General features: G+C 70.6%; 26 protein-coding genes and 1 pseudogene. 20 read left to right on the forward strand and 7 right to left on the reverse strand.

The window, feature by feature from the left end; genetic code table 11:
* The first annotated feature begins 16 nt into the window (after positions 1-16).
* The 3 genes from SGUI_RS13770 (at position 17) to SGUI_RS13780 (ending at position 2,273) form a co-directional block, all read left to right on the forward strand.
* Positions 17-1,336, forward strand: coding sequence for an MFS transporter (locus tag SGUI_RS13770; RefSeq protein WP_066641237.1), 1,320 nt, complete (start codon positions 17-19; stop codon positions 1,334-1,336).
* Positions 1,337-1,379: 43 nt separating this feature from the next.
* Positions 1,380-1,751, forward strand: coding sequence for an SDR family oxidoreductase (locus tag SGUI_RS13775; protein WP_083190693.1), 372 nt, complete (start codon positions 1,380-1,382; stop codon positions 1,749-1,751).
* Between the two features lie 78 nt (positions 1,752-1,829).
* Positions 1,830-2,273, forward strand: a complete 444-nt coding sequence (locus SGUI_RS13780; RefSeq protein ID WP_237141368.1) for a VOC family protein — start codon at positions 1,830-1,832, stop codon at positions 2,271-2,273.
* 55 nt (positions 2,274-2,328) lie between these two features.
* Here SGUI_RS13780 and SGUI_RS13785 read toward each other — a convergent pair whose 3' ends face one another.
* Both SGUI_RS13785 and SGUI_RS13790 read right to left on the reverse strand, forming a co-directional pair.
* Entirely contained in the window at positions 2,329-3,792 is a 1,464-nt protein-coding gene (locus SGUI_RS13785) for a protein adenylyltransferase SelO (RefSeq protein ID WP_066641241.1), read from the reverse strand.
* A gap of 25 nt (positions 3,793-3,817) precedes the next feature.
* The gene (locus SGUI_RS13790; RefSeq protein WP_083190694.1) at positions 3,818-5,167 is read right to left on the reverse strand and encodes a DUF2252 domain-containing protein; all 1,350 of its coding nucleotides are present in this window, start codon (positions 5,165-5,167) and stop codon (positions 3,818-3,820) included.
* Positions 5,168-5,392: 225 nt separating this feature from the next.
* Here SGUI_RS13790 and SGUI_RS13795 point away from each other — a divergent pair, with 225 nt between their 5' ends.
* Both SGUI_RS13795 and SGUI_RS13800 read left to right on the forward strand, forming a co-directional pair.
* Positions 5,393-6,190, forward strand: coding sequence for a hypothetical protein (locus tag SGUI_RS13795; protein WP_066641248.1), 798 nt, complete (start codon positions 5,393-5,395; stop codon positions 6,188-6,190).
* 44 nt (positions 6,191-6,234) lie between these two features.
* Positions 6,235-7,623: a pyridoxal phosphate-dependent decarboxylase family protein gene (locus SGUI_RS13800; RefSeq protein WP_066641250.1), complete on the forward strand. Its 1,389-nt coding sequence runs from the start codon at positions 6,235-6,237 to the stop codon at positions 7,621-7,623.
* Positions 7,624-7,636: 13 nt separating this feature from the next.
* Here the strand turns inward: SGUI_RS13800 and SGUI_RS13805 are convergent, their stop codons facing one another.
* A complete protein-coding gene (locus SGUI_RS13805; RefSeq protein WP_066641251.1) occupies positions 7,637-8,029 on the reverse strand; it encodes a nuclear transport factor 2 family protein in 393 nt (130 codons plus the stop codon).
* Between the two features lie 107 nt (positions 8,030-8,136).
* Between SGUI_RS13805 and SGUI_RS13810 the strand changes: the two genes are divergently transcribed.
* The 4 genes from SGUI_RS13810 to SGUI_RS13825 all read left to right on the forward strand — a co-directional run bounded on the left by SGUI_RS13810 (position 8,137) and on the right by SGUI_RS13825 (position 12,492).
* Positions 8,137-9,513 carry an ABC transporter substrate-binding protein gene (locus SGUI_RS13810; protein WP_083190695.1) on the forward strand — a complete coding sequence of 459 codons (1,377 nt, stop codon included), beginning with the start codon at positions 8,137-8,139 and terminating at the stop codon, positions 9,511-9,513.
* Entirely contained in the window at positions 9,514-10,500 is a 987-nt protein-coding gene (locus tag SGUI_RS13815) for a carbohydrate ABC transporter permease (protein WP_237141369.1), read from the forward strand.
* On the forward strand, positions 10,497-11,402 hold the full coding sequence (locus SGUI_RS13820) for a carbohydrate ABC transporter permease (RefSeq protein ID WP_157621853.1): 906 nt from the start codon (positions 10,497-10,499) through the stop codon (positions 11,400-11,402). Before SGUI_RS13815 ends, SGUI_RS13820 begins: the two co-directional genes overlap by 4 nt.
* A 208-nt stretch (positions 11,403-11,610) precedes the next feature.
* A complete protein-coding gene (locus SGUI_RS13825) occupies positions 11,611-12,492 on the forward strand; it encodes a manganese catalase (RefSeq protein ID WP_066641253.1) in 882 nt (293 codons plus the stop codon).
* A gap of 91 nt (positions 12,493-12,583) precedes the next feature.
* Here the strand turns inward: SGUI_RS13825 and SGUI_RS17870 are convergent.
* A pseudogene (locus SGUI_RS17870) lies at positions 12,584-13,087 on the reverse strand (phosphatase PAP2 family protein); the annotation flags it as partial.
* 270 nt (positions 13,088-13,357) lie between these two features.
* Here SGUI_RS17870 and SGUI_RS13835 point away from each other — a divergent pair.
* A complete protein-coding gene (locus tag SGUI_RS13835; RefSeq protein ID WP_066641257.1) occupies positions 13,358-13,888 on the forward strand; it encodes a hypothetical protein in 531 nt (176 codons plus the stop codon).
* A gap of 197 nt (positions 13,889-14,085) precedes the next feature.
* Here the strand turns inward: SGUI_RS13835 and SGUI_RS13840 are convergent, their stop codons facing one another.
* On the reverse strand, positions 14,086-14,889 hold the full coding sequence (locus tag SGUI_RS13840; protein ID WP_066641258.1) for a LamG domain-containing protein: 804 nt from the start codon (positions 14,887-14,889) through the stop codon (positions 14,086-14,088).
* 264 nt (positions 14,890-15,153) lie between these two features.
* Here SGUI_RS13840 and SGUI_RS13845 point away from each other — a divergent pair, with 264 nt between their 5' ends.
* The 8 genes from SGUI_RS13845 (at position 15,154) to SGUI_RS13880 (ending at position 19,488) form a co-directional block, all read left to right on the forward strand.
* A complete protein-coding gene (locus SGUI_RS13845; RefSeq protein WP_066641259.1) occupies positions 15,154-15,558 on the forward strand; it encodes a PH domain-containing protein in 405 nt (134 codons plus the stop codon).
* 117 nt (positions 15,559-15,675) lie between these two features.
* Positions 15,676-16,668, forward strand: a complete 993-nt coding sequence (locus SGUI_RS18285; RefSeq protein ID WP_066641260.1) for a DUF389 domain-containing protein — start codon at positions 15,676-15,678, stop codon at positions 16,666-16,668.
* A gap of 101 nt (positions 16,669-16,769) precedes the next feature.
* Positions 16,770-16,994, forward strand: coding sequence for a hypothetical protein (locus tag SGUI_RS13855; protein ID WP_066641261.1), 225 nt, complete (start codon positions 16,770-16,772; stop codon positions 16,992-16,994).
* A gap of 81 nt (positions 16,995-17,075) precedes the next feature.
* On the forward strand, positions 17,076-17,438 hold the full coding sequence (locus SGUI_RS13860; RefSeq protein ID WP_066641263.1) for a VOC family protein: 363 nt from the start codon (positions 17,076-17,078) through the stop codon (positions 17,436-17,438).
* A gap of 66 nt (positions 17,439-17,504) precedes the next feature.
* Positions 17,505-18,419 (forward strand): alpha/beta hydrolase, encoded by a 915-nt coding sequence (locus tag SGUI_RS13865; RefSeq protein ID WP_066641265.1) that lies wholly within the window; start codon positions 17,505-17,507, stop codon positions 18,417-18,419.
* The gene (locus tag SGUI_RS13870) at positions 18,416-18,808 is read left to right on the forward strand and encodes a PH domain-containing protein (RefSeq protein ID WP_066641267.1); all 393 of its coding nucleotides are present in this window, start codon (positions 18,416-18,418) and stop codon (positions 18,806-18,808) included. Before SGUI_RS13865 ends, SGUI_RS13870 begins: the two co-directional genes overlap by 4 nt.
* A gap of 45 nt (positions 18,809-18,853) precedes the next feature.
* Complete coding sequence (locus tag SGUI_RS13875) at positions 18,854-19,069, forward strand: hypervirulence associated TUDOR domain-containing protein (RefSeq protein WP_066643421.1); 216 nt, start codon at positions 18,854-18,856, stop codon at positions 19,067-19,069.
* Positions 19,066-19,488, forward strand: a complete 423-nt coding sequence (locus SGUI_RS13880) for a hypothetical protein (protein WP_066641269.1) — start codon at positions 19,066-19,068, stop codon at positions 19,486-19,488. Before SGUI_RS13875 ends, SGUI_RS13880 begins: the two co-directional genes overlap by 4 nt.
* A gap of 54 nt (positions 19,489-19,542) precedes the next feature.
* Here the strand turns inward: SGUI_RS13880 and SGUI_RS13885 are convergent, their stop codons facing one another.
* Positions 19,543-20,739: an McrC family protein gene (locus SGUI_RS13885; RefSeq protein WP_066641270.1), complete on the reverse strand. Its 1,197-nt coding sequence runs from the start codon at positions 20,737-20,739 to the stop codon at positions 19,543-19,545.
* On the reverse strand, positions 20,736-22,601 hold the full coding sequence (locus tag SGUI_RS13890; RefSeq protein ID WP_066641271.1) for an McrB family protein: 1,866 nt from the start codon (positions 22,599-22,601) through the stop codon (positions 20,736-20,738). Before SGUI_RS13890 ends, SGUI_RS13885 begins: the two co-directional genes overlap by 4 nt.
* Positions 22,602-22,723: 122 nt before the next feature.
* Here SGUI_RS13890 and SGUI_RS13895 point away from each other — a divergent pair, with 122 nt between their 5' ends.
* Entirely contained in the window at positions 22,724-24,073 is a 1,350-nt protein-coding gene (locus SGUI_RS13895) for an amidohydrolase (RefSeq protein WP_066641273.1), read from the forward strand.
* A gap of 43 nt (positions 24,074-24,116) precedes the next feature.
* Positions 24,117-25,781: an AbgT family transporter gene (locus SGUI_RS13900; RefSeq protein ID WP_066641275.1), complete on the forward strand. Its 1,665-nt coding sequence runs from the start codon at positions 24,117-24,119 to the stop codon at positions 25,779-25,781.

Consider the following 25,781-nt stretch of genomic DNA (forward strand, 5'->3'; position numbering starts at 1 on the left):
CCGAACAGGAACCGACATGACCAGCAACTCCGACAGCGCCGTCGGCCCCGGCACCACCCTGGTCGACACCCAGGGACACCGGGCCCGCGACCTTATCGCCGTCAACGCCGGCAACACCCTCGAGTGGTACGACTGGACGATCTACACCATCTTCGCCCCCTACTTCGCCAGCCAGTTCTTCCGCTCCGACGACTCCGTCTCCGCGCTGCTCGCTACCCTGGCCGTCTTCGCGGTCGGCTTCATCACACGCCCCCTGGGTGGATGGCTCTTCGGCAGGTACGCCGACCGACGCGGCCGCAAAACCGCGCTCACCCTGGCCATGGCCATCGTCGCCATCGGCAGCCTGGTGATCGCCGTCTCACCCACCTACGGGGCAGTCGGCGTACTCGCCTCGGTCATTCTGCTCCTGGCCCGTCTCGTCCAGGGCCTCGCGCACGGAGGCGAGATGGGCACAGCCGTCACCTACCTGGTCGAACGCGCCCCCGAGGGCCGGCGCGCCCTGTGGGGCAGCTCCTCATGGGTCAGCGTCATCATCGGCACCATCCTCGCCACCCTGACCGGCCTGGCAGTGACGAGCCTGCTCACCGAGGCACAGATCGAGTCCTGGGGGTGGCGAGTCGCGTTCGGCCTTGGCGGCATCCTCGGTCTCTACGCCCTATGGCTGCGCCGCCAGATCCAGGAAACCGCCAAGGTCGAGACGGACGCTGCCCCCGCGCCCGGTCCCCGGAAGCCGATCTCGGAGCGGCTCCGCCCGCACCTGTCCGGTGTAGCCATCGTGATGGGCCTGTCCGCAGGCGGATCCATCATGTTCTACACCTGGCTGATCTTTGCCCCGACCTACGCCCAGGTCGCACGCGGGCAGGACCCCGACAGTGCCCTGGCCGCGGCTCTCCTTGCACAGGTCGTCTTCCTCGCCGCGCTCCCGCTCATGGGCCTGCTCGGTGACCGAGTGGGCCGCCGGCCCATGATCATCGCCTTCGGGGCCGGGTTCCTCGCCCTCTCGTTCCCCCTCAACCGCATGATCGACGGCAGCTTCGGCGGACTCTTCCTCGCTATGACCATCGCGCTCCTGCTGCTCGCGTGCCTCTTCGCAGTCAACGGAGCCGTGTGGGCCGAGGTGTTCCCCACCGCAGTCCGCGCCGCTGGCGTCGCAGCCCCGCTCTCCCTTGCCACGGCCATCTTCGGCGGCACCGCTCCCTACCTGAACACCTGGTTCGCCAGCAACAACCTCCAGGACGTCTTCATCTGGTACCTCATGGGCATCACCGCCATCACCCTGCTCACCGGTCTCCTTGCCCCGGAGACCCGCCACTGGAGGCTAGACCGCACCACCTGATCACGACTCCACCAACACGAGTAGGGCCGCCATCACCGCAAGGATGACGGCGGCCCTTGTCAACGGCACGCGGATGTTCTCCAACTCCGGCGCCACGGCATACTCCGCCAGCAAGGCAGGCCAGGTCGCCATGACCAAGCTGCTGGCCGTCGAGCTCGGGCCGCGCGGCATCCGCCTCAACGTGGTGTGCCCCGGGGCGATCGACACCGAGATCGACGACAACACGCGGGCGGCGAACGAGGACGTGAAGATCCCGGTCGAGTTCCCGCAGGGCGAGATCCCACTCACTCAGGGGACTCCTGGCTCGGCGCAGCAGGTGGCCGAGCTCGTGACCTTCCTCGCCTCGGACGCGGCCGGCCACCTCAGCGGCACCGAGGTGTGGGTCGACGGGGCGCAGTCGCTGCTGCAGGGGTGACCGGGGGGACCGGCAGCACTCAGCGCCGCAGTCCTTCCTGGACCCACGGGCCGGTGTCGACCTGATCAGGCACTGACGGTGGCGTGCGGCAGCGCCACGATCGGGCTCGTGGACGGTGATCCAGCACTGCACGCCTATCTCAGCTACTCGGACGCCCAGGCCGGGCTGAGATGGCTGGGGCAGGTGAGGTTCAGCGTCGTCGCGCGCCAGGACGGCGACGGCGGTGCGGTGCCCCACGCGGAGGTGCGCTGGGGAGACGTGGTGCTGATGGTCGCCAGTGCTGATGACGACTATGACGTCCCCCGTCTCCTGGGTCGCAGCACGGGCGGCGGCCTGTACTTCTGGCTCTCCGAGCCGAGCCAGGTCGACGAGTGGTATGCCCGAGCGCTGCAGGCGGGTGGCACCCAGGTGTTCGCTCCCGAGGAGACCGAGTGGGGGACCCGACGTGCGCGGGTCGTCGACCCAGAGGGCCACGAGTGGAGCGTCGGGACATACCGACCGGGCGCTTCCTGGGAACAGTGATGCGCTCCATCCGCCGATAGCCGAGCTTGATCCTCGGTGCCCGGTATGCGGTGAGTCAGGTGCCGCAGTACGTCCGGTATAGACCGAAGTCGGCCGGCGCAGGCTCGGCATACCGCTCGAGGCCGGGGCGCTCCCGGTAGGGGTCGGTGACGGCGTGCAGGAGCCGGACCACCGGCCCGAGGTCGCCGTCGCTGCCGGCTGCGAGAGCTTCCTCGACCAGGTGGTTGCGGGGGATGTAGACGGGGTTGACCCGATCCATCAGCTCGGCGTGCGGACCGAGGGCGAGCCACCGCCCGACCCACGCGTCGAAACCCGCCAGATCGACGAAGAGGCTGCGGGCCGGCTCGGCGTCGCCGCGGACCGCGTCACCGAGGCGGCGGTAGAAGGAGGTGTGGTCGACGTGGTTGTCCTGCAGCAGGCTCAGCAGCTCGGCGACCAGAGGCTCGACGACCTCGGCGCTCACCGTGTCCGCCAGGCCGAGCTTGGCCCTCATGCCGCTCGACCAGGCCGACGCGAACTGCGCGGAGAACGTGCCGAGGGAGCCCATCGCCAGCTCGACCGCCTGCTCCTCCTCGGTGTGCAAGAGGGGGAGCAGCGCCTCGGCGAGGCGGGCGAGGTTCCACTGGGCGACGTCGGGCTGGTTGCCGTAGGCATACCGTCCGCCGGTGTCGATCGAGCTGTAGACCGTCGCCGGGTCGACAGCCTCCATGAACGCGCACGGTCCGTAGTCGATGGTCTCGCCACAGATCGTCATGTTGTCCGTGTTCATCACCCCGTGGACGAACCCGACCAGCATCCACCGCGCGACGAGCTGCGCCTGGCCGGCGACGACCGCCTCGAACAGCGCGAGGTAGCGGTTCTCGGCCGCGGCGGCGTCGGGGTGGTGACGGCTGATCGCGTGGTCGGCCAGGCGGCGCAGGAGATCGATGTCGCCGGTGGCGCGGGCGTACTGGAAGGTGCCGACGCGCAGATGGCTGGAAGCCACCCGCGTGAGCACCGCGCCGGGCAGCAGCGTCTCCCGCTGCACCGGGCGGCCGGTGCCCACCACGGCCAGCGACCGGGTGGTCGGGATGCCCAGGGCGTGCATCGCCTCGCTGATGACGTACTCGCGCAGCATCGGACCGACCGCTGCCAGTCCGTCACCGCCCCGGGCGAAGGGCGTGCGACCGGAGCCCTTGAGGGCGATGTCGACCTTCCGCCCCGCCGTGTCGTCGACCTCGCCGAGCAGGAGGGCGCGGCCGTCGCCCAGGCGGGGGGAGTAGCCGCCGAACTGGTGCCCGGCGTAGGCCTGCGCCACCGGGGTGGCGCCGTCGGGGACGAGGTGACCCGTCAGCAGGCGCAGACCCTCGGGACTGCGCAGCCAGGACGGCTCGAGGTCCAGCTCGGCAGCCAGCGACTCGTTGAGGAGCAGGAGCCGGGGGTCCGGGGTGTCGTCGGCCTGCCACGGCACGGCGAGCTCCCCCAGCTCTCGGGCGAACTGGTGGTCGAAGGACACGGTCTGCCGGGGCACGACACTCATCCATCGAGCGTAGGCGAGAGACCGCTCAGGGGCGGAAGGCGGAGCTCGCGCCGTCCAGCGCACCCTCCGGGACGGGGAGCTCGCCGCGGGTGACCGCGGCCAGCAGCTGCTCGTGGTCGGCCTCGGTCTGGTCGGCATACAGCCGGGCGAACCTGCTCAGGGCGACGTCCACCTTGTCCGAGCCGCCGACATACCCCGCGATCATCGATGCTCCGCTGGTGCGGGCGTGGCCTTTGGCGAGCAGGTGACCGACGATGCCGGCGTAGTCGGCCAGGGCCGGCGCGTCGATCGCGTCCAGGGGGATGGTGCCCTTGCTTTTGCGGAATTGTCGGACGTAGTAGGTGTAGTCGTCGCCGACGGTCGCCCACCCCAGCAGCGGGTCGCTGACCGTCTGCAGCGCCTGCTGGTACTCGACCACCCGCTGGCCCTGGTGCTCGTGCAGGGCGGAGTCGCCGTGCACGTGGCGGGCGATGACCGAGCGGCGGGCCTGCTTGAGCTGGAGGAACAGCACGTCGTCGGGGGTGCTGCCCTCCAGCAGCGCGACGTAGGCGCGCAGCCCCACGCTGCCGACCCCGACCACCTTGTGGGCGATGTCGACCAGGGTGTAGCCGCCGACCACCCGGCGCCAGTGCGGGGCGAGGGGCAGGAGGTAGCCGTCGAGCGCCTCGGCCAGGGCGTCCCGCTCCTGGTCGCTGACCCGGGTGATCGTGGGCGGGTCCTCGACGATCACCCGGCGTCCGGCCTGCTCGGTCGTGAACTTCGGGAGCGCGCGATCACTCGTGCGCTTGCGGGCGCGCTTGGCCGACCGATGGATCTCCTTGCGCAGGGTCTTCTCGGTCGCGGTCTCGTGCAGGCGGTTCACGTCGAGCCGGTTGTAGGAGCGCATGAGGAGCGGCTGCTCGGCCAGGAACCTCAGCTCGCCGCGGTATGCCGCGACGCAGGCGCGCACGGCGGCCTCGCACTGCTGCTCGGACAGGCCGTTCGCGCGCCCGGCGACGTGGATGCTGGCGACCAGGCGGCGCAGGTCCCACTCCCAGCACCCGGGGTGGGCCTCGTCGAAGTCGTTGAGGTCGATGACCAGCTCGCCCTCGGGGGAGGCGTAGAACCCGAAGTTGCCGAAGTGCGCGTCGCCGCTGATCACCGGCATGATCCCGGTCGCCGGCAGATGCGCGACGTCGTCGGCCATGACCACGGCGGTGCCCCGCAGGAAGCCGTAGGGGTTGGTGACCATCCGACCCACGCGCACCGGGACCAGCTCGCTGCGCCGCCCCTCGTGCGACTCCTGGATGAGCGCCACCGGGTCCGGCCGCCCCGCCCGGGGAGTCCAGTCACCCAGGCTTTTGCGCGGGACCTCCTTGCGCAGCGCCTTGCCCATGGCGTAGCGCTCCGCGCGCGAGGTGGGCCGCTTGCGGATGGAGGCGTATGTCGGGTGGCACAGACGTCACCCTCGCGGGTCCGCGCCGTTGGTGCAACACCTGGCCGGGGCGGAGGGAGGTCGTGCGCTGAAACGGGGGGCAGCACTACGCTGACACTGTCGCGACCCCGGTGGGGAGCACCCCATACGGGCTGACACGTCGACCTTCACCGAAAGGACGACACCATGTCGCGAGCGACGCCTCCCGCCCCACCCCTGCACCCCACCCTGCTGCGGCTGGACGACTTCGCAGCCCACCTGGCACACGACGACGACGTCCTGGCCGTCCTCGGCCTGGGGTCGGCGGGGCAGGAGACCCACCGCTTCGACGAGCACTCCGACATCGACGTCTTCGTCGTCGTCGACAGCGCCACGGCCAAGCAGCGCTACCTGCAGGACCCGGGCTGGCTCGCCGGCTTCGGCGGCCACGTCGCGTTCAGCTTCGTCAACGACCCGAACGGCCGCAAGGCGCTGTTCGAGGACGGGCTCTTCGTCGAGTACGCCGTCTTCACCCCCGACGAGCTCGCCGCCCTGGCCGTCGTCGGCGCCCGGGTGGTCTGGTCCCGCGACGGCCGCGACCTCCTGACGAGCGAGCCGCCGCCGAGCCCGACCGCCCTCGACACCGTCGACTTCCACGTCAACGAGGCGCTCACCAACCTCTACGTCGGGCTCCACCGCGAGCTGCGAGGCGAGCGCCTGACCGCGATGCGCTTCATCCAGGTGTATGCCGTGGACCGCGTCCTCGCGCTCGTGCGCCTCGACCCCGCCTCGCGGCTCGACCACCCCGACCGCTTCGAGTCGACCCGCCGGATCGAGCAGGCCGACCTGCGCACCGACCTCCCGCTGGCCCGGATGGTCCCGGGCTACGAGCACAACGCGGACGCCGCCCGGGCCGTCCTGGGCTGGCTGACCACCCATCACGCCACAGACCCCAGCATCACCCGGGCGATCCGACAGCTGCTGGACCAGCACGACCAGGCCTGACCACCTGCTTGTCGGGAGGATCGCGGCAGGAGCACACTCCGGAGATGAGCTCCTACTCCCGGGCGCTGGAGGTCGCGCACGAGCACGCCCTCCACTGGCTGGGCTCGCTGGGGGACCGGCCGGTGCCCCCGCAGGCGTCCATCGAGGAGCTCATCACCGCGCTCGGGCCCGACCTGCCGCAGCGAGGCTGCCCGCCGGAGGAGGCCGTCGCGCTCCTCGCGGAGGCCAGCGACGCCGGGCTGACCGCCACGGCCTCGGGCCGCTTCTTCGGGTTCGTCGTCGGCGGCACGCACCCGGCCGCGATGGCGGCGGACTGGTTGGTCAGCGCCTGGGACCAGAACACCGGGCTGCGCACGGTCACGCCGGCCCACAGCGCGGTCGAGGACATCGCCAGTGCCTGGCTGCTCGACCTGCTGGGCCTCCCCACGGAGAGCGCCGTCGGCTTCACGACCGGCGCCACCATGGCCAACTTCACCGGGCTCGCCGCCGGGCGCGAGGCGGTGCTCCGCCGGGCGGGGTGGGACGTCGCGCGCCACGGGCTGGCCGGCGGCCCGCCCGTCCGGGTGCTCGTCGGCGCCGAGCGGCACGACACCGTCGACGTCGCGCTGCGTTACCTCGGCCTCGGTGCCCCCGAGACGGTGGCCGTCGACGACCAGGGACGGGTGCGGCCCGACGCGCTCGAGCAGGCCCTGGCCGAGGGAGGGCACGGACCGGTCCTGGTGTCCCTGCAGGCCGGCAACATCCACTCCGGCGCGAGTGACCCTTTCGAGGAGACGGTCGCCGCCGCGCACCGGCACGGCGCCTGGGTGCACGTCGACGGCGCCTTCGGGCTCTGGGCCGCCGCGTCACCGGCATACCGGCATCTCGTGCGCGGACACGAGAGCGCCGACTCGTGGGCGACCGACGCCCACAAGACCCTCAACGTGCCTTACGACAGCGGCCTGTGCATCGTGCGCGACCCCGCGGCGCTCCAGGCGGCCATGGGGGTCCAGGGTGCCTACCTGCTGCGCGACGAGGTGTGTCAGCCGCTGGACAAGGTGCCCGAGCTGTCCCGGCGTGGCCGCGCGGTCCCGGTGTGGGCGGTGCTCCGGTGCCTCGGTCGCGACGGGGTCGCCGAGCTGGTCGAGCGGCTGTGCCACCACGCCTCCACCTTCGCCGAGGCCCTCCGCGCCATACCCGGCGTCACCGTGCTCAACGACGTGGTGTTCACCCAGGTCTGCGCGACGTTCGGCTCGGACGAGCGCACCGACGAGGTGGTCCGGCGGCTCCTCGCGGACGGCACCACCTGGATGACCGGCTCCACGTGGCACGGGCAACGGGTGCTGCGGATCTCGGTCAGCAACTGGTCGACCACGGAGGACGACGTCGAGCTGAGCGTCGACGCGGTACGCCGGGTCGCCCGCGAGGTCGGGGGCGCAGGCGCTCGCGCCTGACTACCGCGCCTGACTACCGCGCCTCGCCCGCCGGTTCGCCGGCCTCGCCGTCGGCCGGCCCGAAGGCCGCGGCGAGCACCTGCCAGCGGCCGTCTGCCCACACCCACAGCCGGGTGTAGCGGAACCGCACGGCTGCCGGCACGCCGTCCTGCACCGCCTCGATGTCGGCGACGGTGCGGGTCACCCCGGTCGGTCCGTCCTGCTGAACGTCGACCGAGCGCTCGACGAGGGACACGATGCGCAGGGCCCCCGACCGGTGGGTCTCGAGGTCAGCTTCCTTGGTGAAGGTCGACCCGTCCGGGCCCATCGCGACGACGTCGGTATGCCGCAGCTGGTCCAGGGCCTCGACGTCACCGGCGCTCTGGGCGGCCTGGAGACAGCGCTCCGCCTCGAGGAGGTCCTCCATCACGGCTATCCTGCCACAGCCGCGTCCCGGGAGGTGTCACTTCCGATTGCCGCTCCGGAGAAGTGCTGTTGACATTCTGCTGACAGCACCCGACCGAGAGGACACCGATGATGAGGACGTCAGGGGCAGCAGCAGTCGTGGCCACCCTCGCGCTGGGGGCGTGCGCCACCGGGCAGACGCAGGCGCCGGAGGGGGGTACCGACTTCGCCGAGGAGACGGCCTCCGGTGTCCTGAGCATCATGGGCTTCGGCCTCGACGACGAGATCGGCCAGGTGCGCTACGACCTGGCGGAGGAGGCCGTCCCCGAGGTCGACGTGCAGCTCACCGAGGGCGGTCTGGACATGCAGCAGTTCCTGTCCTCGGTGGCTGCGGGCGAGGAGCCGGGGCTCATCAGGGTCGACCGCACCCAGGTCGGCACGCTGGCCTCCCGCGGCGCCATCATGCCGCTCACGGACTGCGTCGAGACCGAGGAGGTCGACACGTCGGTGTTCGTCGAGAGCGCCCTGTCCCAGGTCACCTTCGACGGCGAGGTCTACGGCATACCGGAGTTCAACACGGTGCAGCTCACGATGGCCAACCAGGAGCTCCTGGACGAGGCGGGGCTGAGCGTCGAGGACGTCAACGGCTCGGACCGCGAGGCGGTCGCGGAGGCGAACGAACAGCTGCATGAGAGCGAGGGCGGCAGCATCGAGGTCATCGGCTACGACAGCAAGCTGCCGGAGTTCCTGCCGCTGTGGGCGAAGGCCGGTGGGGCCGACCTGCTGTCCGAGGACGGCCGCACCGCCCAGCTCGACGACCCGGCGGTGCTGGAGGCGCTGGAGTGGGCGGTCGGCATCTACGACGCCCAGGGCGGCTTCGGCGAGGTCAAGGCGTTCCGCGACTCCGCCGACTTCTTCGGCTCGGGCAACCAGTTCGCCTCCGGCACCCTCGGGGCGATGCCGATGGAGCAGTGGTACGTCAACGTGCTCAACGAGGTCTCGCCCGACGCACCCATGGCCTTCGACACCGTCCGGGACGGAGACGGCGAGCCGCTGGCATACGCCTCCGGGTCGGCCTGGGCCATCCCCAGCGGCAGCGACAACCCGGTGGGAGCCTGCCGGTTCGCCGCCGAGATGGTCCGGACGGAGTCGTGGATGGCGGCCGCGCAGGAGCGGGTCCGGCTGCGCGAGGAGGACGGTCTGCAGTTCACCGGCCTGCTCACCGGCAACGCCGAGGCGGACGAGCGGATCCGTAAGGAGCTGGTGACCCCGTCCGGTGAGGGCCCCTGGGATGCCGCGGTGGAGGCGCTCTACGAGGCCAACGAGCACACCTTCGCGCTGCCGGCCAACCCCGCCGACGCCGAGTTCAAGCAGGCGTGGATGGACGCGGTCAACCGGGTGCTCAACGGCCAGCAGGAGCCGGCCGAGGCGCTCGAGCAGGCACAGGAGGAGGCGCAGGAGGCACTGGACGAGGCCTGGTCGACCTGGGACGAGCAGGAGGGCTGAGTGGCGAGCCAGACCCAGGACCCGGCGCTGACCCGGCTGGCCGACCCCACGGTCGCGGACACCGACCGGAGCCGGCGACGACGGCAGCAGCACTACCGGTGGCGTGAGCTCCGCCCCGCGCTGCTGTTCCTCAGCCCCTGGCTGGTCGGGTTCACCGTCTTCACGGCGTGGCCCGTGCTCTACTCGGGGTACCTGTCGCTGACCGACTACGACGTCCTCACCGACGCGCAGTGGATCGGGCTGGACAACTACGAGCGCATGCTCGAGGACCCCAAGGTCCGGCTGTCGCTGTGGAACACCGTCGTCTACACGGTGATCCAGGTCCCGGCCTACGTCGCGGTCTCGCTCGGGCTGGCCCTGCTGCTCAACCGGGCCAAGCGCGCCTCCGGCTTCTTCCGCACCGTCTTCTTCCTGCCCAACATGACTCCTCCCGTCGCGACCGGGGTCCTGCTGCTGCTGCTCTTCAACGGGCAGAACGGCCTGGTCAACACGGTCCTGGGCTGGGTCGGCATCGAGGGGCCGAACTGGACCACGGACCCCGACTGGATCAAGCCCGGTCTGGTCATGATGAGCCTGCTCAGCGTCGGCGGCTCGGTCATCATCCTGCTCGCGGCGCTGCGCAACGTGCCGCAGGAGCTGCACGACGCGGCGCGGGTGGACGGTGCGGGCTCGTGGCGACGCACCTGGCACGTCACCGTCCCGATGATCTCGGGTGCGCTCTTCTTCGTGTTCATCGTCAACACCATCGCGGCCCTGCAGTCCTTCACCGAGGCCTACACGGCGTTCTTCGGCGTCGGCAACACCACCTACTCCAACGACGCCGCGCTGTTCTACGTCATCCACCTGTTCCGGCAGGCCTTCGAGTCGCTCAACATGGGGTATGCCTCGGCCATGGCCTGGGTGCTCTTCGTCGTCATCATGGTCATCACCGCGATCCAGGTCACCGTCTCCCGACGGTTCGTCTTCTACGAGGGTGACCAGCGGTGAGCGCCGTCGCCGAGCGGCAGGGGACCGAGCAGCAGGGCACCGAGAAGCAGGCCGCCGAGCGGCGGCGTCGCCGGCTGCCAGGGGTGGGCACCGTCGTGGTCACGACGGTGCTCCTCGCCCTGAGCGTGCTCTTCCTCTACCCCTTCGTCTGGCTGGTCAGCGCCTCGTTCAAGCCGCGCGGCGAGGTCTTCGACAACAGGCTGATCCCGCGGACCCCGACCTTCGAGAACTACATCAACGTCTGGCAGGAAGCGCCCATGCTCCTCTGGCTGGGCAACACGGTGCTCGTCACCGTGCTGGCGGCCGTGGCGGTCACCATCAGCAGCTCGATGGTCGCGTGGGGCTTCGCCTACTACCGCTTCCCGGGCCGCAACGCCCTCTTCGCCCTCGTCCTGGGGTCGATGATGCTCCCCGGGGCGGTGACGATGATCCCGGTCTTCCTCATCTGGAACTCCCTCGGGCAGGTCGACACCCTGACGCCGTTGTGGGCCGGCAATCTCTTCGGCAGCGCGTTCTACATCTTCCTGCTGCGGCAGTTCTTCCTCGGCCTGCCGCGCGAGCTCTTCGACGCGGCCAAGGTCGACGGCGCGGGGCACTGGACGATGTTCACCCGGATCGCGCTGCCCCTGTGCAAGCCGGCCCTCATCGTGACCCTGCTCTTCGAGTTCCAGGCGACCTGGACCGACCTCATGCGTCCCCTGATCTACCTGCGCGACTCCGCCAACTTCACCGTCCCCCGCGGCCTGAAGGCGCTGCTGGACCGCTACGGCTTCGGCGGGGAGTGGCACTGGGAGATCATCGTGACCGCCAGCGTCATCACGACGCTGCCGATGATCATCCTGTTCTTCGTCGGCCAGCGGCACTTCGTCGAGGGCATCGCCACCACCGGCTCCAAGGGCTGAGCGCCGCCTCCGCCGAGCGGTCGGCCAGAGCCGGCGTGTCCTCGGTGACGAGGAACCGTGGTGGCCGTTGGAGTTGCCGTCCCCCGGGGGCGCCCTAGGTTGGCAGCAGTGGCGCCTCTCGGCGTCCGAGCCGAGGTCAAGCAGAGCGCTTCGGCATCCCGATGCCGTCTGCGCCCGAGCCGGGCGGCTCCCCTCGAAGGAGACGCCCATGTTCTTCCACCGTCAAGAGCTCCAGTTCTCGTCCACCCCCGACAAGCCGGACGCCGTGTTCGCCCGGAAGCTGCAGGAGGTGCTCGGGGGCCAGTACGGCGAGATCACCGTGGCCATGCAGTACGGCTTCCAGTCGTGGAACGCCCACATCCCGGGCAAGTACCGCGACCTGCTGTTCGGGATCGGTGCCGAGGAGTTCGGGCACGTCGAGATGCTGGCCACGATGATCGCCCAGCTGCTCGAGGACGCACCCCTGGGCGTCACCGGTGACGCCGTCCAGGACGACCCCGCCGTGGCCGCGATCGTCGGGGGCACCGACGTGCAGCACGCGATCGTCGCGGGCGCCGGCGCCCGCCCGGTGGACTCCAACGGCAACCCGTGGTCGGCGGCATACGTCACCGCGAGCGGCAACCTCCTGGCCGACTTCCACGCCAACGCCAACGCCGAGATGCAGGGCCGCGTCCAGGTCGCCCGGCTCTACCACATGACCGAGGACAAGGGGGTGCGGGACATGCTCGGCTTCCTGCTGGCGCGGGACACCATGCACCAGAACCAGTGGCTGCGGGCGATCGAGCAGCTCAAGGAGGACGGGCTGGAGCAGCTGCCGGTGCCCAGCAACTTCCCGCAGAAGAAGGAGCACACCGACGTGTCCTACCAGTACCTCAACTTCTCCGACGGGGCGGCCGCCGCCGACGGGCCGTGGGCGCAGGGGCCGACACCGGACGGGAACGGCACCTTCAGCTACCACGACGGGCCGACGACCAGCGCCCCGATGCCGGAGCCGACCCGACCCGACGCCCGCCTGTTCGGGACCACGGACGCGCCCAACCCCGTCGAGAAGGGGGCCGCCCGGGTCCAGGACGTCCTGCACAAGGAGTGACGCGGAGACGGCGCTCCCGCTCGACCGGCCCCCAGAAGGCGGCCGCGAGCAGGAGCGCCACGGCGCTCCCGATCAGGACGCCGCCCAGGGTGTCGGACAGCCAGTGGACGTGCAGGTAGGCGCGGCTCCAGGCCATGAGCGCCACGGCGACGACGCCCACGACCCGCACCCAGAGCGCCGGGAACAGCAGCACCGCCACGACGGCGAGGGTGGCCGCGTTGGCGGTGTGGCCCGAGGGGAAGGACCCCTCGTCGACGGTGACGAGCAGGCCGTCGGGCCGTGTCCTGTCGAAGGCGTGCTTGAGGGCCTGCACCAGGAGGGCGCTCACGATCAGCGCGACGAGGAGGTATGCCGCGGACCAGCGTCGGCCGGAGACGGCCAGGGCCACGGCCGCGCCGAGGGGTATGACGTAGACCCCGACGACCCCGGCGCCCAGCCGGTCCAGCACGAGCGCTGCGTCGAGCAACAGCGGCAGTCGCACATCGGTGACCACGCTGTTCCACCAGAGGTCCACGGGCAGGGGGCCACCCTCCACGGACGTCCACCACCCGAGGCCGCAGCCGAGCGTCATGAGGATCACCGCGACGGCGACCATGACCGTCCGCGGGTGCCGGGCGCCGAGGCCGCTCTCCGCCGTCACTCCCGCTGTCCCTGTCGTCCTCGTCGCATCCGGTCCATTCTGTCCACGCGCTGCAAGCCGCACCCTCCGGGACGGCACGGCATACACCCCTGACGGTGGCGGCTCGGGTTGCCAGACCCGGACGGCTGCCTAGGGTCGAGGGGTGAGGACACAGCGGGGAGAGAGTCGGTCCGGCCGTGCGCGTGGGCTCAGCCCGCGGGGCCCGGTGCGACAGGAGGGGCGGCCATGAGGTCGTCAGGACAGCGGGCGGAGGACCTGCCCGAGCGGGAGCTGCTGCAGATCTACCTGGAGGATCACCTGACGGGTGCCACGGGGATGGTGCAGCGGCTCACGATGATGCACCAGAACTACGGTGACCTGCCGGTCGCCGGGGAGATCGCCCAGCTGCTGCAGGAGGTGAGCGAGGACCGCAGCCGGCTCGTGGAGGTCATCGGGTCCTTGGGCCTGCAGCGCAGCGGCGCCAAGCTGCTGCTGGCCCGCACCGGGGAGCTCGTCGGGAGGCTCAAGACGAACGGCCGCCTCCGGCGGCGCTCACCCCTGACGCCCCTGCTGGAGCTCGAGCTGGTCCAGTCGGGCATCAGCGGCAAGTCCGGGCTGTGGCGCTCGTTGACCGTCCATGCCGACAGCCTGGGTCTGGACGCAGAGGAGTTCAGGAGCCTGGAGGAGCGGGCCTACCGGCAGCTCCACGACGTTGTCGCCGCCCACCGCCGGCTCACCCGCGAGGCGTTCAGGGCGGACAGCTCGGCCGCAGGCTGAGTGACGGCCGGCACCGGTCGTGATCCCGTCCGGCCCGCCCCGCCGGCCCGCCCGGTCGAGGACCGTTCACACACCTCGGAGCGTCGTCGTCCTTGGCCTGTGTGCGGTCGTGGCCCCTCAAGGGCCACCACCGCACACGGACCCAGCTCTTCGAGCACCTACCGAGCGCCACCGCGCCCGGACGGGCCGGCCAGCGCTCAGGCCGGGGTGAACCCGAAGCTGGTGACGGTGACCTCGCAGGGCGCAGTCGCGGTCTCGTCGTCCTCGTCGGCCGAGGTCACCCACAGGTTGACGTGCACGCGCTCGGCGGCCGGGACCGGCAGGGCCGAGCTGTCCATGCGGGAGGAGGCGATGAGCGTGGTCGCTGCGGTGGCACCGGCATACGTCGCGAAGGACACCGAGCCCGACCCCCACGTCATCGTCGACCGGAAGACCCGCGGGCCCGTGGGCAGGGACTCGTTGTGGCTGAGCACGTTGGTCGGTCCCGGCAGCCAGTAGCCGGCCGTCAGCCGCGGGGCGATGCCCGGGACTCCCCAGGCCGAGATCTCGCCGGCGTCGATCTCGTTGTGGCTCGCGTCCCACGGCTGGGTCGAGTCGTAGGTGAAGAGGTTGCCCCACACCACCGACTGCGACACCACGTCGAAGTCGGCCCGGAAGTCGAGCGAGTAGCTGCCGTAGCCCCAACCGGTGCGCGTCGACAGCAGCTCGGCCGCCACCGGCGACCCACCCGGGTTGGTGAGCCGCAACGTCACCGTCCCGTCGCCGTTGTGCACGACGTTGTCGCCGGACCACTGGCCGTTGTAGTGCGGTGCACCCGGCCAGGTGCGGCGCAGCCAGTTGTAGCCGCTGAAGGAGAGGTCGCCGGTCGGCCCCGGGTCGGTGGGCGACGGGGTGGGGCTGGGGCTCTCCTTCACGCCGCCGTGCCCGTTGCGGTGATGAGCGGGCAGGACGATCGGTGCCAGGCCGGCAGCCTGCGGCAGGGTTCGGCGGGAGGGGGCCATCTCGTCCTCATCTCTGCCCTGGGGCGGTGGACCCCGGACGGGGTGGCGGCGCACCTGCCCGGCAGGGCAGCGGTCTTCGAGGCAGCCGCACGACGACCAGAAAAGTGTGGCTTCACCCGGAGGGCGGGACAAGTAGTTGACGGGTAAAGTTTTGTCCAAGAAATGCGTCTCTTCATGACAGCCGGACGGTAGCGTCTGCTCGATGTGCCACCGCCGACCAGGTTGTCGGGCCCCGTCGGTGGACCGGAGGAGGGGAGCGGGACGGTGAGCGAGGTCAGTGACGAGGTGCAGGTATGGCGTCAGCTGAGCCGTGGGTGGACGCGCCTCCTGTGGGGGTTGCTCGTGGTCGCGGTGGTGTTCTTCGTCGTCGCCGTCGCGACGGACGTCCATTGGGGCACGCGGGTCTCCACCGTCTGCAACATGGTGGTGGCCTCCTGCTGGTTGATCGTGGCGCGGAGTCGCACGGTCGTCGACGGCGAGGGGATCGTCGTGCGACAGCTGCGCCAGCGGCGCATCCCGTGGAGCGAGGTCGCGGCGACCCAGGCCGCCGGTGACCGCGTCCTGGGGCCGACCCGGGTCCGGCTGCGGGACGGCGACGTGGTCGGTCTGCCGGGGGTGAGGGGCAGGGACCTCGACCGGCTCGAGCAGATCCGGCGCGGCGGGCGTTGACCCGGTCGCCCACCCATCGAGCGCCAACCGGGTGAGCGCCGCCTCGCGTCCCCGACGAGTCGGTACGCCTCACCCCGAGGGGTGGACGGCCGCGCCGGACCGGCCCAGACTTCGGCCATGAGACAGGCGTTGGCCGTCACGGCCGAGGACATCGACCGCATCACCGGACGGCTCTTCCTGACCCTGGGGGACCGGTTCCGCAACCTCACGGCCTTCTGGGTGCTGCTCGTCCTGGCCGGCATCATCGCCTCGGCCGGGGTGGTGGCCGACTCCACCGCGACCGTCATCGGCGCCATGATCGTCGCGCCCCTCATGACCCCCATCCTGGGGACCGCGGTGGCGGTCGTGCTGGCCGACCGCCGGCAGCTGGTGGTCAACATCCTCACCGTCCTCGGGGCCTCCCTCGCCGTCGTGGTCATCGGCTATCTCGTGGGCCTCGTCGTCCTGACCGACGTCGTGGCCGCGACCAACAGCCAGGTCTCCGGACGGGTGAGCCCCCGCCTCATCGACCTCCTCGCGGCGATCGCCACGGGCATGGTCGGCGCCTTCGCGCTCGTCCGGTCCGACGTCTCGGACACGCTGCCGGGCGTCGCCATCGCTATCTCCCTCGTGCCGCCGCTGGCCGTCGTCGGGCTGACGCTGGAGTCGGGGGCGCCCGGGGAGGCTGTCGGGGCGCTCCTCCTCTTCGGCACCAACGTCGCCGCGATCATCGCGACGGGAACGCTGGTGATGCTCCTGGCCGGGGTGCGCCAAGCGGCCATGGAGGCAGGGGTGGCGGTCGCCCGGCTTGGGGGCCGCTCGCTGGTGGCGGTCGCGGTCTCTCTCGTCCTCGTGGCGGTGCCCCTGGGCATCGGCTCCTTCAAGGTCATCCAGGAACAGCGCCTCGTCGCGGCGGCCGAGCCGGTGGCGGACGCCTGGGCCGAGGAGGCCGGGTGGCAGGTCTCCCAGATCTCTCTGCAGGGGTCCACCCTGCAGATCGTCGTCATCGGTGACCCGCCGCGGCCTGGCACCGACCAGCTGCGGGAGGCGCTGGACGCGGCCCGTCTGGCCGGCGTCGACGTCGAGCTCACCCTGGTGGTGGGCGGTTCGCAGCGGCTCGACGGCGAGTGAGGCGCTGGCCTCCGCTGCCGCTGACTCGCGCTGCGAGAAGGGCGGCCACGGGTGACGATGGTCTCTCCCAACCCCGCGCCCCCTACCCAAGGAGACGCACCATGATCAGCACCCTTTCCTCCGTCGGCCTCCGCTCCGATCACTGCTACGCCGCCGGCTTGGCCTCGATCGGGCTGTCCTTCGTCAGCCACTTCGTGTCCCGCGGCGCGGCTGACGACAGCAAGGCGCAGGCTGACCGGTGGGGTCTCTTCGTCGGCGAGTGGGCACCCACCTTCTTCGCCCTCGGAGTGGCCCTCAAGCTCGAGGAGTCGACGACCGTCGTCTGATGCTGACCCGGTCCCCGGGGCGGACCTCCGCCCCGGGGCCGGCTGGTGGACGACTCGTGACGCGAGTCGCAGACTGTCGTCATGGACATCCGCGCGCGGGTCGTCGTCTTCGACGCGGCGGACCCGGAGACCGAGGCCACGTTCTGGGCCACCCTGCTGGGCGGCACGGTCGACCACGAGGACGACGATTGGTGGTCGGTCCGGGTGGGCGACGACGAGCCGGTCTGCGTCCAGCTCGCGCCCGACCACCAGCCGCCGCAGTGGCCCGACGGCCTGCCCCAGCAGGTCCACCTCGACCTCGTCGTCCCGGCGCTCGGTCCCGCGCACGACGAGGCCATGGCCGTCGGCGCGACGCTGCTCCAGGCGGCCGACGACCGCGACGCCGAGCACGGCTTCCAGGTGTATGCCGACCCCGCCGGCCACCCCTTCTGCCTCTGCTGGTGAGCCGGTGACCCGCCTCGGCGACGAGGAACGGCCGAGGGTGCGCGGCCACGCGCATACCCTGTCCGCATGGACATCCGCGACCTCCGCCCGGAGGACGACGAGGGCTTCAGCCCGCCGCCGACCCACCTGCCGCCCCTCACCGGACAACACGTCGCGGGTGCGCGCAGCTGGACCGGCCTGACCTACGCGATCCTCTACGGCCACCGCTACCTCACCCTCGACGTGCACGTCCCCGAGGGCGTCGAGCGGCCACCGCTCGTCGTGTGGATCCACGGCGGCGGGTGGAACGAGGGCGACCGCCGCTACCTCCCGCTGTGGTGGCCGCAGCAGTCGCTCTTCGAGAAGGTCGTCGCCGCGGGCATGGCCGTCGCGACGGTCGACTACCGGCACCTCGGCGAGGCGCACTTCCCGGCGTGCGTCCACGACGTGCACGCGGCGGTGCGCTACCTCGTCCGGTATGCCGACACCCTCGGCGTCGACGCCTCGCGCCTCGGGTTGTGGGGCGAGTCGGCGGGGGGTCACCTCGCGTGCCTCGCCTCCTACGCCCCGGTGCGGGCCGCCCGCGGCGAGGTCGTCGACGGCGTCGAGCTCGTCGGGCAGGTGGGCGTCGACGGGCCGCAGCCGGTGCCCGACGCGCTGGTGTCGTGGTACACCCCCAACGAGCAGTTCCACGACTTCCTCGCCGCGCAGGGGGAGCGGGTCGCAGACCCGGCGATCGTGCCCGCGCTGCTGCCGGTGTCGCAGATCGGGCCGGGGGCGCCGCCGACGCTGGTCGTGCACGGCAGCGTCGACCAGGTCGTCTCCGTCGACGACGCGCACCAGATCCATGACGCGCTCGTGGCGGCCGGTGTCGAGACCGAGCTGACGATCGTCGACGACGCCGACCACTGCTTCGTGGGCCGGCCGATCGGGCCGATCCTGGACGAGGCGGTGGCCTTCCTCGCGCGCCACCTGCTGGCGGGAGAGGGGCATACCCGATGACCTGGACCCGCCACCGCCCCAAGGCGCTCTCCTGGGTGCTGCTGCTCGCCTTCGTCCTCGTCATCGGGTTCACCATTGCGCGCTACGTCGGCGGCGAGGTCGCCGTGCAGAACGACGTGCTCGGCCTGGTGCTGCGCCTCGCGGTGCTCGTGGTGGTCGTGCTCGCCTACCTGCGCACCGGCGGCAGCACGACCGCGTCCAAGGACGGGCTGGTCGTGCACAACGGTCTGCGGGCCACCGAGGTCCCCGCCGCCCTGGTCAGGAACATCGACGAGGACGCGCGCCGGGGCGGCGCCGTGGCCATGCTCACCACCGGCGAGGCCGTCGAGCTGCCCGGCGTCCCGGCCACCGACGTGCGGCAGGTGCGGCGCGCGCTCAAGGGGCGCTGACGCCGCTCCGGGAGCACACTGGGAGCCCCGAGGACAGGAGTGGTCATGGCGATCAGGAAAGGCACGACGGTGCGCTGGGAGTGGGGCGACTCGCACGCCGAGGGCAAGGTCACCGAGGTGCACCACGACAAGGTCAGCCGCACCACCAAGGGCAGCACGATCACGCGCGACGGCAGCGAGGACGGCCCCGCCTACGTGATCGAGCAGGACGACGGCACCACCGTGCTCAAGCTGCGCAGCGAGGTCGAGCGCGCCGGGTGAGCGAGCTCGGTCCACCCCGCGAGTGGCTCATGCAGCCCCGCTGGCTGCCGACGCTGCGCGCCTCGATCGGGATCGCCGTGATCCTCAGCGCCGTCCTGGCGCTCGCCCTCACCTGGCCCTGGCGGGTCGTCGAGGTGCTGCTGGCCCTGCTCTGGCTCGGGTATGGCGTCTTCCTGGTCTGGGCGAGCCGGCGCGAGCACAGCGGCACCCGGCTGGAGCAGGACGCGCTGCTGGTGACCTCCGGCAAGGAGGTGGAGCGGCTGACCCGGGCCGACATCCTCGACCTGCGGACCGACCAGCCGGGGAGACGCGCTTGGCGGGTCCAGGCCGTCCACCGCGACGGGCGCCGGGTGACCCTGCTCGGCGTGCCGCCCGGCGAGCTCGACCGGCTGCGCCGCTGGCACGTGGGTGCCGGGTGACGCGTCGGTAGAGGGCTATTTCGGGCCGTGCAGTGACGCTCTACGCAGGCGGCTTCACCTCGCCGAAAAGTCGCCCTGGTGGGCGATGTCACGGGCCAGCGTTGCCACCTGCGCCTGAAGCTCTGGGACCGGACGGTGCAGTTGGAGTACATGGCGCCGGATCACGATGTCGGAATTGCGGACCATCACGGGGGACTGGTCCGCGTCGCCCTCCGCGTAGACCAGGTGACCGATCCTCAGGGCGGTGGCGGTGCAGTACGCCAGCAACTGATAGAGGTCCGCGTAGGGGAACCCAGCGGGTGACTCGGCTTTGTACTTGGCGTCGACCACGGCTCGAACAGCCCCACTCGGGGCGTACCACACGAGGTCGGGGCGCAGCCTGATGGCGCCGTCTTCGTCCATAGGGTGACTCTGGTCCTGCGGTGCGCAGCGACCGCCGGAAGTCTGCAAAGCCTGTGTCAGGGCAGTGGTGACGAAGTCTTCGAAGGCGGTGTTCATGTTGACGAGGAACCCCGTGGCGCGCACGCCGGCGTTGGCGATGTCGATCGATCGAGTGGCCAGCACCATGCGTGCGAGCGTCAGCGCTGGCTGGTAGTGCTGGTTGAGCCTGCTCTGGGTGACGTGGGGCAGCCGCTGACCAGGGACCAGACGGCCCACGTCGTGAAGTCTGCTGATCAGATGCCGTAGGCGCCGAACGATGACCGGCGGGTGGTCCGGAGACTTGAGGAGTCGCTCCGCTGCTGCACGCAGGATCTGGTTCTCGGGTACGTCGACGTCGTACTCGTCATACCGGAGTTCGAGAGGGGTCGCGATCCCGGCGCGTGTGCGCAGTTGATCCGCAGCACGAAGTCTTCCGCGCAGCACTGGCAGAGCGGACTCCTCGGTGCGATACCCCTGAAGGATGCCGCGTTCCGTGGCTTTCTCTGCCTGGCGGACGAAGACCTGCGCCATGGCGGGCCACAGGTCGGGTTGGTCGTCCAGGTCGACAGGATCCTCTGTCCACACCCTCGGGTTCTGTGCGTAGCCAAGCAAGTACAGAAGGCGTGCGACGGGGATCCTCGGGCGGATGCGGATCTCGGTCTCACCGGCGCGCAGGACACCGACGAAGGAACTGGCGCGCACGGTCCACGTTCCCGCCTGCCACCCCGGTGACACGTCGACGGCACGCGACGCGGCGAGCGCTCGGACATCGCTCTGGTCAAGGCCTGTCGCTTGGGTAGCACCCCAGGCCTCCAGTTCGAGACGTGTCATGCCTCGGGGTCGAGCTGGGCATCGGGAGGGATGTCGGCTTCTTCGCTCTCACTGGGCACCTCAGCAGGGTGGGCTGCTGTGCGGCGTCGCAGGCCAGCGAGTCCGAACTCGGCGTTGATGTCGCGCCCCTCACCGAAGAAGTGTTCCTCGAGGAGAGGGAGGATCGCCGTGCGCCAGATCCGTTCGAGGCCAGCCTCATGGCCGACCCGTGTGGTCATCAGGTAAGACGGGCCGATGGCGAAGTCTGGATCTCCGATCGCGTTGTTCAGCGCCTCGAGCAATACCGCGGGCTCATTGGGCAAGCCCTTACGGTCGAGCCATGCTCCGAGTATGCCCTTGATGGGCTGCTCGGTCGGGAACAACCTCTGGAAGTAGAACCGCCGTCTCATGGCGGCGTCGACCAGGGCGATAGAGCGGTCTGCTGTGTTCATCGTGCCGATGATGAAGAGGTTTCGCGGCAAGGAGAACGGCTCCTCCGAGTACTGGAGTGCTACCGAAGTACCGCGATACTCCAGCAGGAAGTACAGCTCACCGAAGACCTTGGCGAGGTTGGCGCGGTTGATCTCGTCGATGATCAGGACGAAGGGAGATCTCGGATCGTCGGCGGCTCGCTGGGCCATGCGGCGAAGCGGGCCAGGGATGAGGTCGAAGGCGATGCTCCCGCCGCTGTCCTTGTCGAGTCTAGGGCGCAGGCCTTCGAAGAAGTCCTCATAAGAGTAGGACGGGTGGAACTGGACGACCTCGTACTCGCCACCTGCGGACTCCACGAGAGACTTGCACAACTCCATCGCCAGGTAGGTCTTCCCTGTTCCCGGCGGTCCGTAGAGCACGACCTGCCGTTTCTCGTTGAGCAGGTCGACGGTGTCGTGGAGCCAGTCGAGGGGAAGGAGCAGAGAATCCGCCAATGCCTGTGTGGGGGCGTCCAGGGCGACGTCCAGCGCTGGGAGGTCGACGGCGTCTTCGAATCCGCCGAGGGTGGCGAACTCATCAAGGTGAGACGTGAGCTCACTGACGGTGAGTTGACCGCGCAGGCCGTCGGCAGCGTCAGAGGACAACCTTGATCTGACGAAGGGTGAGTCGGCATTGATCCAGCTCACCGGCCTTCGCCGCGTCACGAGTGGCTCGCCGGTGTAGATCGCATCACCGAGGATCTCACCCACGACGACATCAGCTCCGTCGACAGTCACGACGAGGTCATCGACCGAGATCTCGTTGAGGAACCGGTGCAGGTTGCCGACCATCACTCGGCGCGTTCCCACACTGGCATCGGGATAGCCCCTCTGCACCGCCTCGGCGATATCTGCGCGCTTCACGCCCGCCGGGATGTCACCCAGCTCGGTCCAGCCCACGGAGCAGAAACCGTCATCGAACCACTGCCGCAGCACGTTCACGCCGTCGACGTTCGCCCCGCGCACCAACCATGCACGGCGCTTCTCGTCGCTCTTCTCGAGCTGAGCGGCTTCGGCATCCTCCGCGTCGTCCGCCGAGTCGAACTGAGCGCTCGGCTGTTGAGCCCGCCATTCTTGATACCGGAGGCGAGCTTCCTTCTCGAAGGCCGTCGGATCAGGCAGTCGCTCGAACGCCTCCCTGCCGGCTGCGGTCAGACGCCATGTGCCGTTGTCCTTCGTCAACCAGCCCGCCTTGACGGTGGCGATCGTGGCGAAGCGCTGCACCTTCGGATATCGACGGACACCTGGCTTGCCTTCATAGTCCTGATCTTCCGAAGGATTGGCCGGCAAGATCTCCTCAGCCCGCGCCAGCACCTCGCCAACCGGCATTCCCTCGGACTCTTCCAGCAGTGCCTCGAAGATCGATCGCTGGATCTCTCCCCGTCTCCGCGCCTTATCCGCCATGAAAGACATGGAACCCAATCGACGTGGCATGTGACAAGGCCTGCCTGGTCCTGGGCGTCGAGATCCAGCCCGTCGACTCCCTGCCCGCGAAATCGTTCTACAGCGCTTACAGCCGGAGTAGGGTGTCGCAGATGCAGCAGGAGACACCCCCGATCTCGACCGCCTTCCTCGACGAGCTCGAGCGGCAGACCCGCGCCACGGTCGCCGCCGCCGAGCCCCCGGAGAGCCCCTTCGACGGCGCCCCGCAGGCCGACCTCGACCGGCTCACCGAGCTCGTCGAGGAGAGCCGCGAGGACCTCGTCGGCGTCGTCCGGAAGCTTCACGTCGACCCCGAGCTGGCCTACGAGGAGCACCGCTCGGCCGCCCTGCTCGCCGAGCTCGTCACCGAGCGCACGGGCATACCCGTCGAGGTGGGTGCCCACGGGGTCGAGACCGCGCTGCGCGCCGAGGTCGCCACGCCCGGCTTCGACCCGGAGCGGCACCGGACCGTGGCCGTGCTCAGCGAGTACGACGCGCTGCCCGGCATCGGCCACGCCTGCGGGCACAACGTCATCGCCGCGACCGGGGTCGGCGCCTTCGTCGCGCTCGCCGGCCTCGTCGCCGACGGCAGCAGCGGGGTCGAGGGGCGCGTCGTCTTCCTCGGCACCCCGGCGGAGGAGGGGCACACCGGCAAGGAGGTCATGGCCGCCGGCGGCGCCTGGGAGGGGCTGGACGCCGCCGTCATGACGCACCCGTTCGGGTATGACGTCGTCGACACCCTCTTCATCGGCCGCCGGCTGCTGCGCGCGACCTGGACCGGCCACCCCGCGCACGCCTCGGCCCAGCCGTTCCAGGGCCGCAACGCCCTCGACGCCGCGGCGCTCGCCTACCAGGGCATCGGCCTGCTGCGCCAGCAGATGCCGCCCTCGGACCGGGTGCACGCCGTCATCACCGAGGGCGGCACCCGCCCCTCCATCATCACCGGCAGCGCGACGATGCAGCTCTACGTCCGCTCCGCCTACCCGGAGACGCTCGTCGACCTCTCCGGCCGCGTCGAGCGCATCCTGCACGGTGCGGCGATGATGACCGACACCGCAGTGGAGCTGGAGTGGGACCACTACCCGCCCTCCCTGCCGGTGCGCGGCAACGCGGCGCTCGGCGGGCGCTGGGTCAGGAGCCTGGGGGAGCGGGGCCGGCCGGTGCTGCCCGCCGGGACCGTGCCGGACGTGCTCGCGGGCTCCACCGACTTCGGCAACGTCAGCGTCCGGGTCCCGGGCATCCACCCGATGATCGCCATCGCCGGCCCGGACGCCGCGCTGCACACCGAGGAGTTCGCCGCCGCCGCGGCCACCGAGGCGGCCGAGAAGGCCGCCGTGGACGGCGCGGTCGGGCTCGCCCACACGGCGTGGGACTTCCTCGCCGACGACGAGCTCGCGCGGGCCGCGCGGGAGGAGTTCGAGGCGGCCGGAGGCGCCCTCGACCCGGCCACCTACTTCGACTGATCCTCGCCGCGCCACCCGGCCGACGACATACCGGAGGGAACCCATGACCGCCACCACCCAGGAGCGCCGCGGCCTCGGCGACCGGCTGCTCACCACGATCGAGCGGTGGGGCAACAAGCTCCCCGAGCCGTTCACCCTCTTCGTCATCCTCTTCCTGCTCACCGGGGCGGTCTCCACCGCGATGGCGCTCGCCGACGTATCGGTGACCGTGCCCGGCACCGAGGACGGGCCGATCGAGATCCGCGGGCTCTTCACCGGCGAGGGCATGGCGTGGTTCACCAGCAACCTGGGGACCAACTACGTCGAGTTCCCGCCGCTGAAGACGGTCATCACGATCCTGCTCGCGGTCGGCATCGCGGAGAAGACGGGGATGCTCGCGGCGGTCGTGCGCAAGACCTTCGGCTCGGCGCCGCGCTGGATGCTGCCGTATGTCGTCGGCCTGGTCGGCGTGACCGGCTCGGTCATGGCCGACTCGGCCTTCGTCGTCATCCCGCCGCTGGCCGCGCTCGTCTTCCGGGCCGCGGGGCGGCACCCCGTGGCGGGCCTGCTCGGCGGCTTCGCGGCGGTGGGCGCGGGCTACTCGACCGCGCTGGTGCCGACCTCGCTGGACGCGCTCTTCGCCGGCATCACGACCGGGGTCATGGAGGCGCTGCCGGGCATCGAGACCAGCCCGGTCAACCCCATCTCCAACTACTACTTCAACATCGTCGCCGCGCTGCTGCTGGGCATCGTCTGCGGCTTCATCATCGACCGGATACTCGAGCCGCGGATGGAGAAGCAGGGCGTCACCCGCGAGCAGGTGCAGGAGGGCGAGGACGGCGCCGGCGGAGCGGGCGAGGCGACCCCGGACGAGCGCTCCGCGCGCTCCGGGCGACGCAGCGAGGCCGTCGAGGCCGAGGACCCGGACGACCTGGAGCCCGGGGAGGAGATCTCGGCCGAGCTCAGCGCCAAGGAGGAGCAGGGGCTGTGGCGCTCGCTGGCGGCCGCGGGCATACTCACCGCGATCCTGCTCGTGGCGGTGCTCGTGCCCGCCTCGCCGTGGCGCAACGAGGAGGGTGGCTTCCTGCCGTCCTCGCCGCTGCTGGACTCGATCGTCTTCATCGTCTTCGCCTACTTCGCGACGATGGGCGTGGTCTACGGCGCCGTCGTAGGCACGGTGACGGGGATGAACGACGTCGTGCGGATGATGGGCTCGGCGCTCAACGACATGATGAGCTTTCTCGTGCTGGCCTTCATCCTGGGTCAGTTCATCGCGCTCTTCAGCTGGACCGGTATCGGCTCGTGGATCGCGGTGCGCGGGGCCTCGGGGCTGGAGGCGACCGGGATGACCGGCTTCCCGGCTGTCATCGGCTTCATCCTGCTCGCCTCCTGCCTCAACCTCTTCATCGTCTCGGGGTCCTCGATGTGGACGATCATGGGCGCGGTCTTCGTGCCGATGTTCGCCCTCATCGGGCTGGAGCCGGCCTTCACCCAGGCGGCCTTCCGCGTCGGTGACTCGGCCACCCAGATCATCACCCCGCTCAACCCCTACATGATCGTCATCCTGGGGCTGCTGCGGCGCTACGAGCCGGACGCCGGCCTGGGCACGGTCATCTCCCGGCTCATCGTCTTCGTCATCCCGTTCTGGCTGTCCTGGGCCGGGCTGGTCGCGGTCTGGTACTTCCTCGACCTGCCGCTCGGGCCGGGCAACGGGATCTTCCTGCCCTGA

This window comes from Serinicoccus hydrothermalis (assembly GCF_001685415.1).
In the GTDB taxonomy this organism is placed as follows: domain Bacteria; phylum Actinomycetota; class Actinomycetes; order Actinomycetales; family Dermatophilaceae; genus Ornithinicoccus; species Ornithinicoccus hydrothermalis.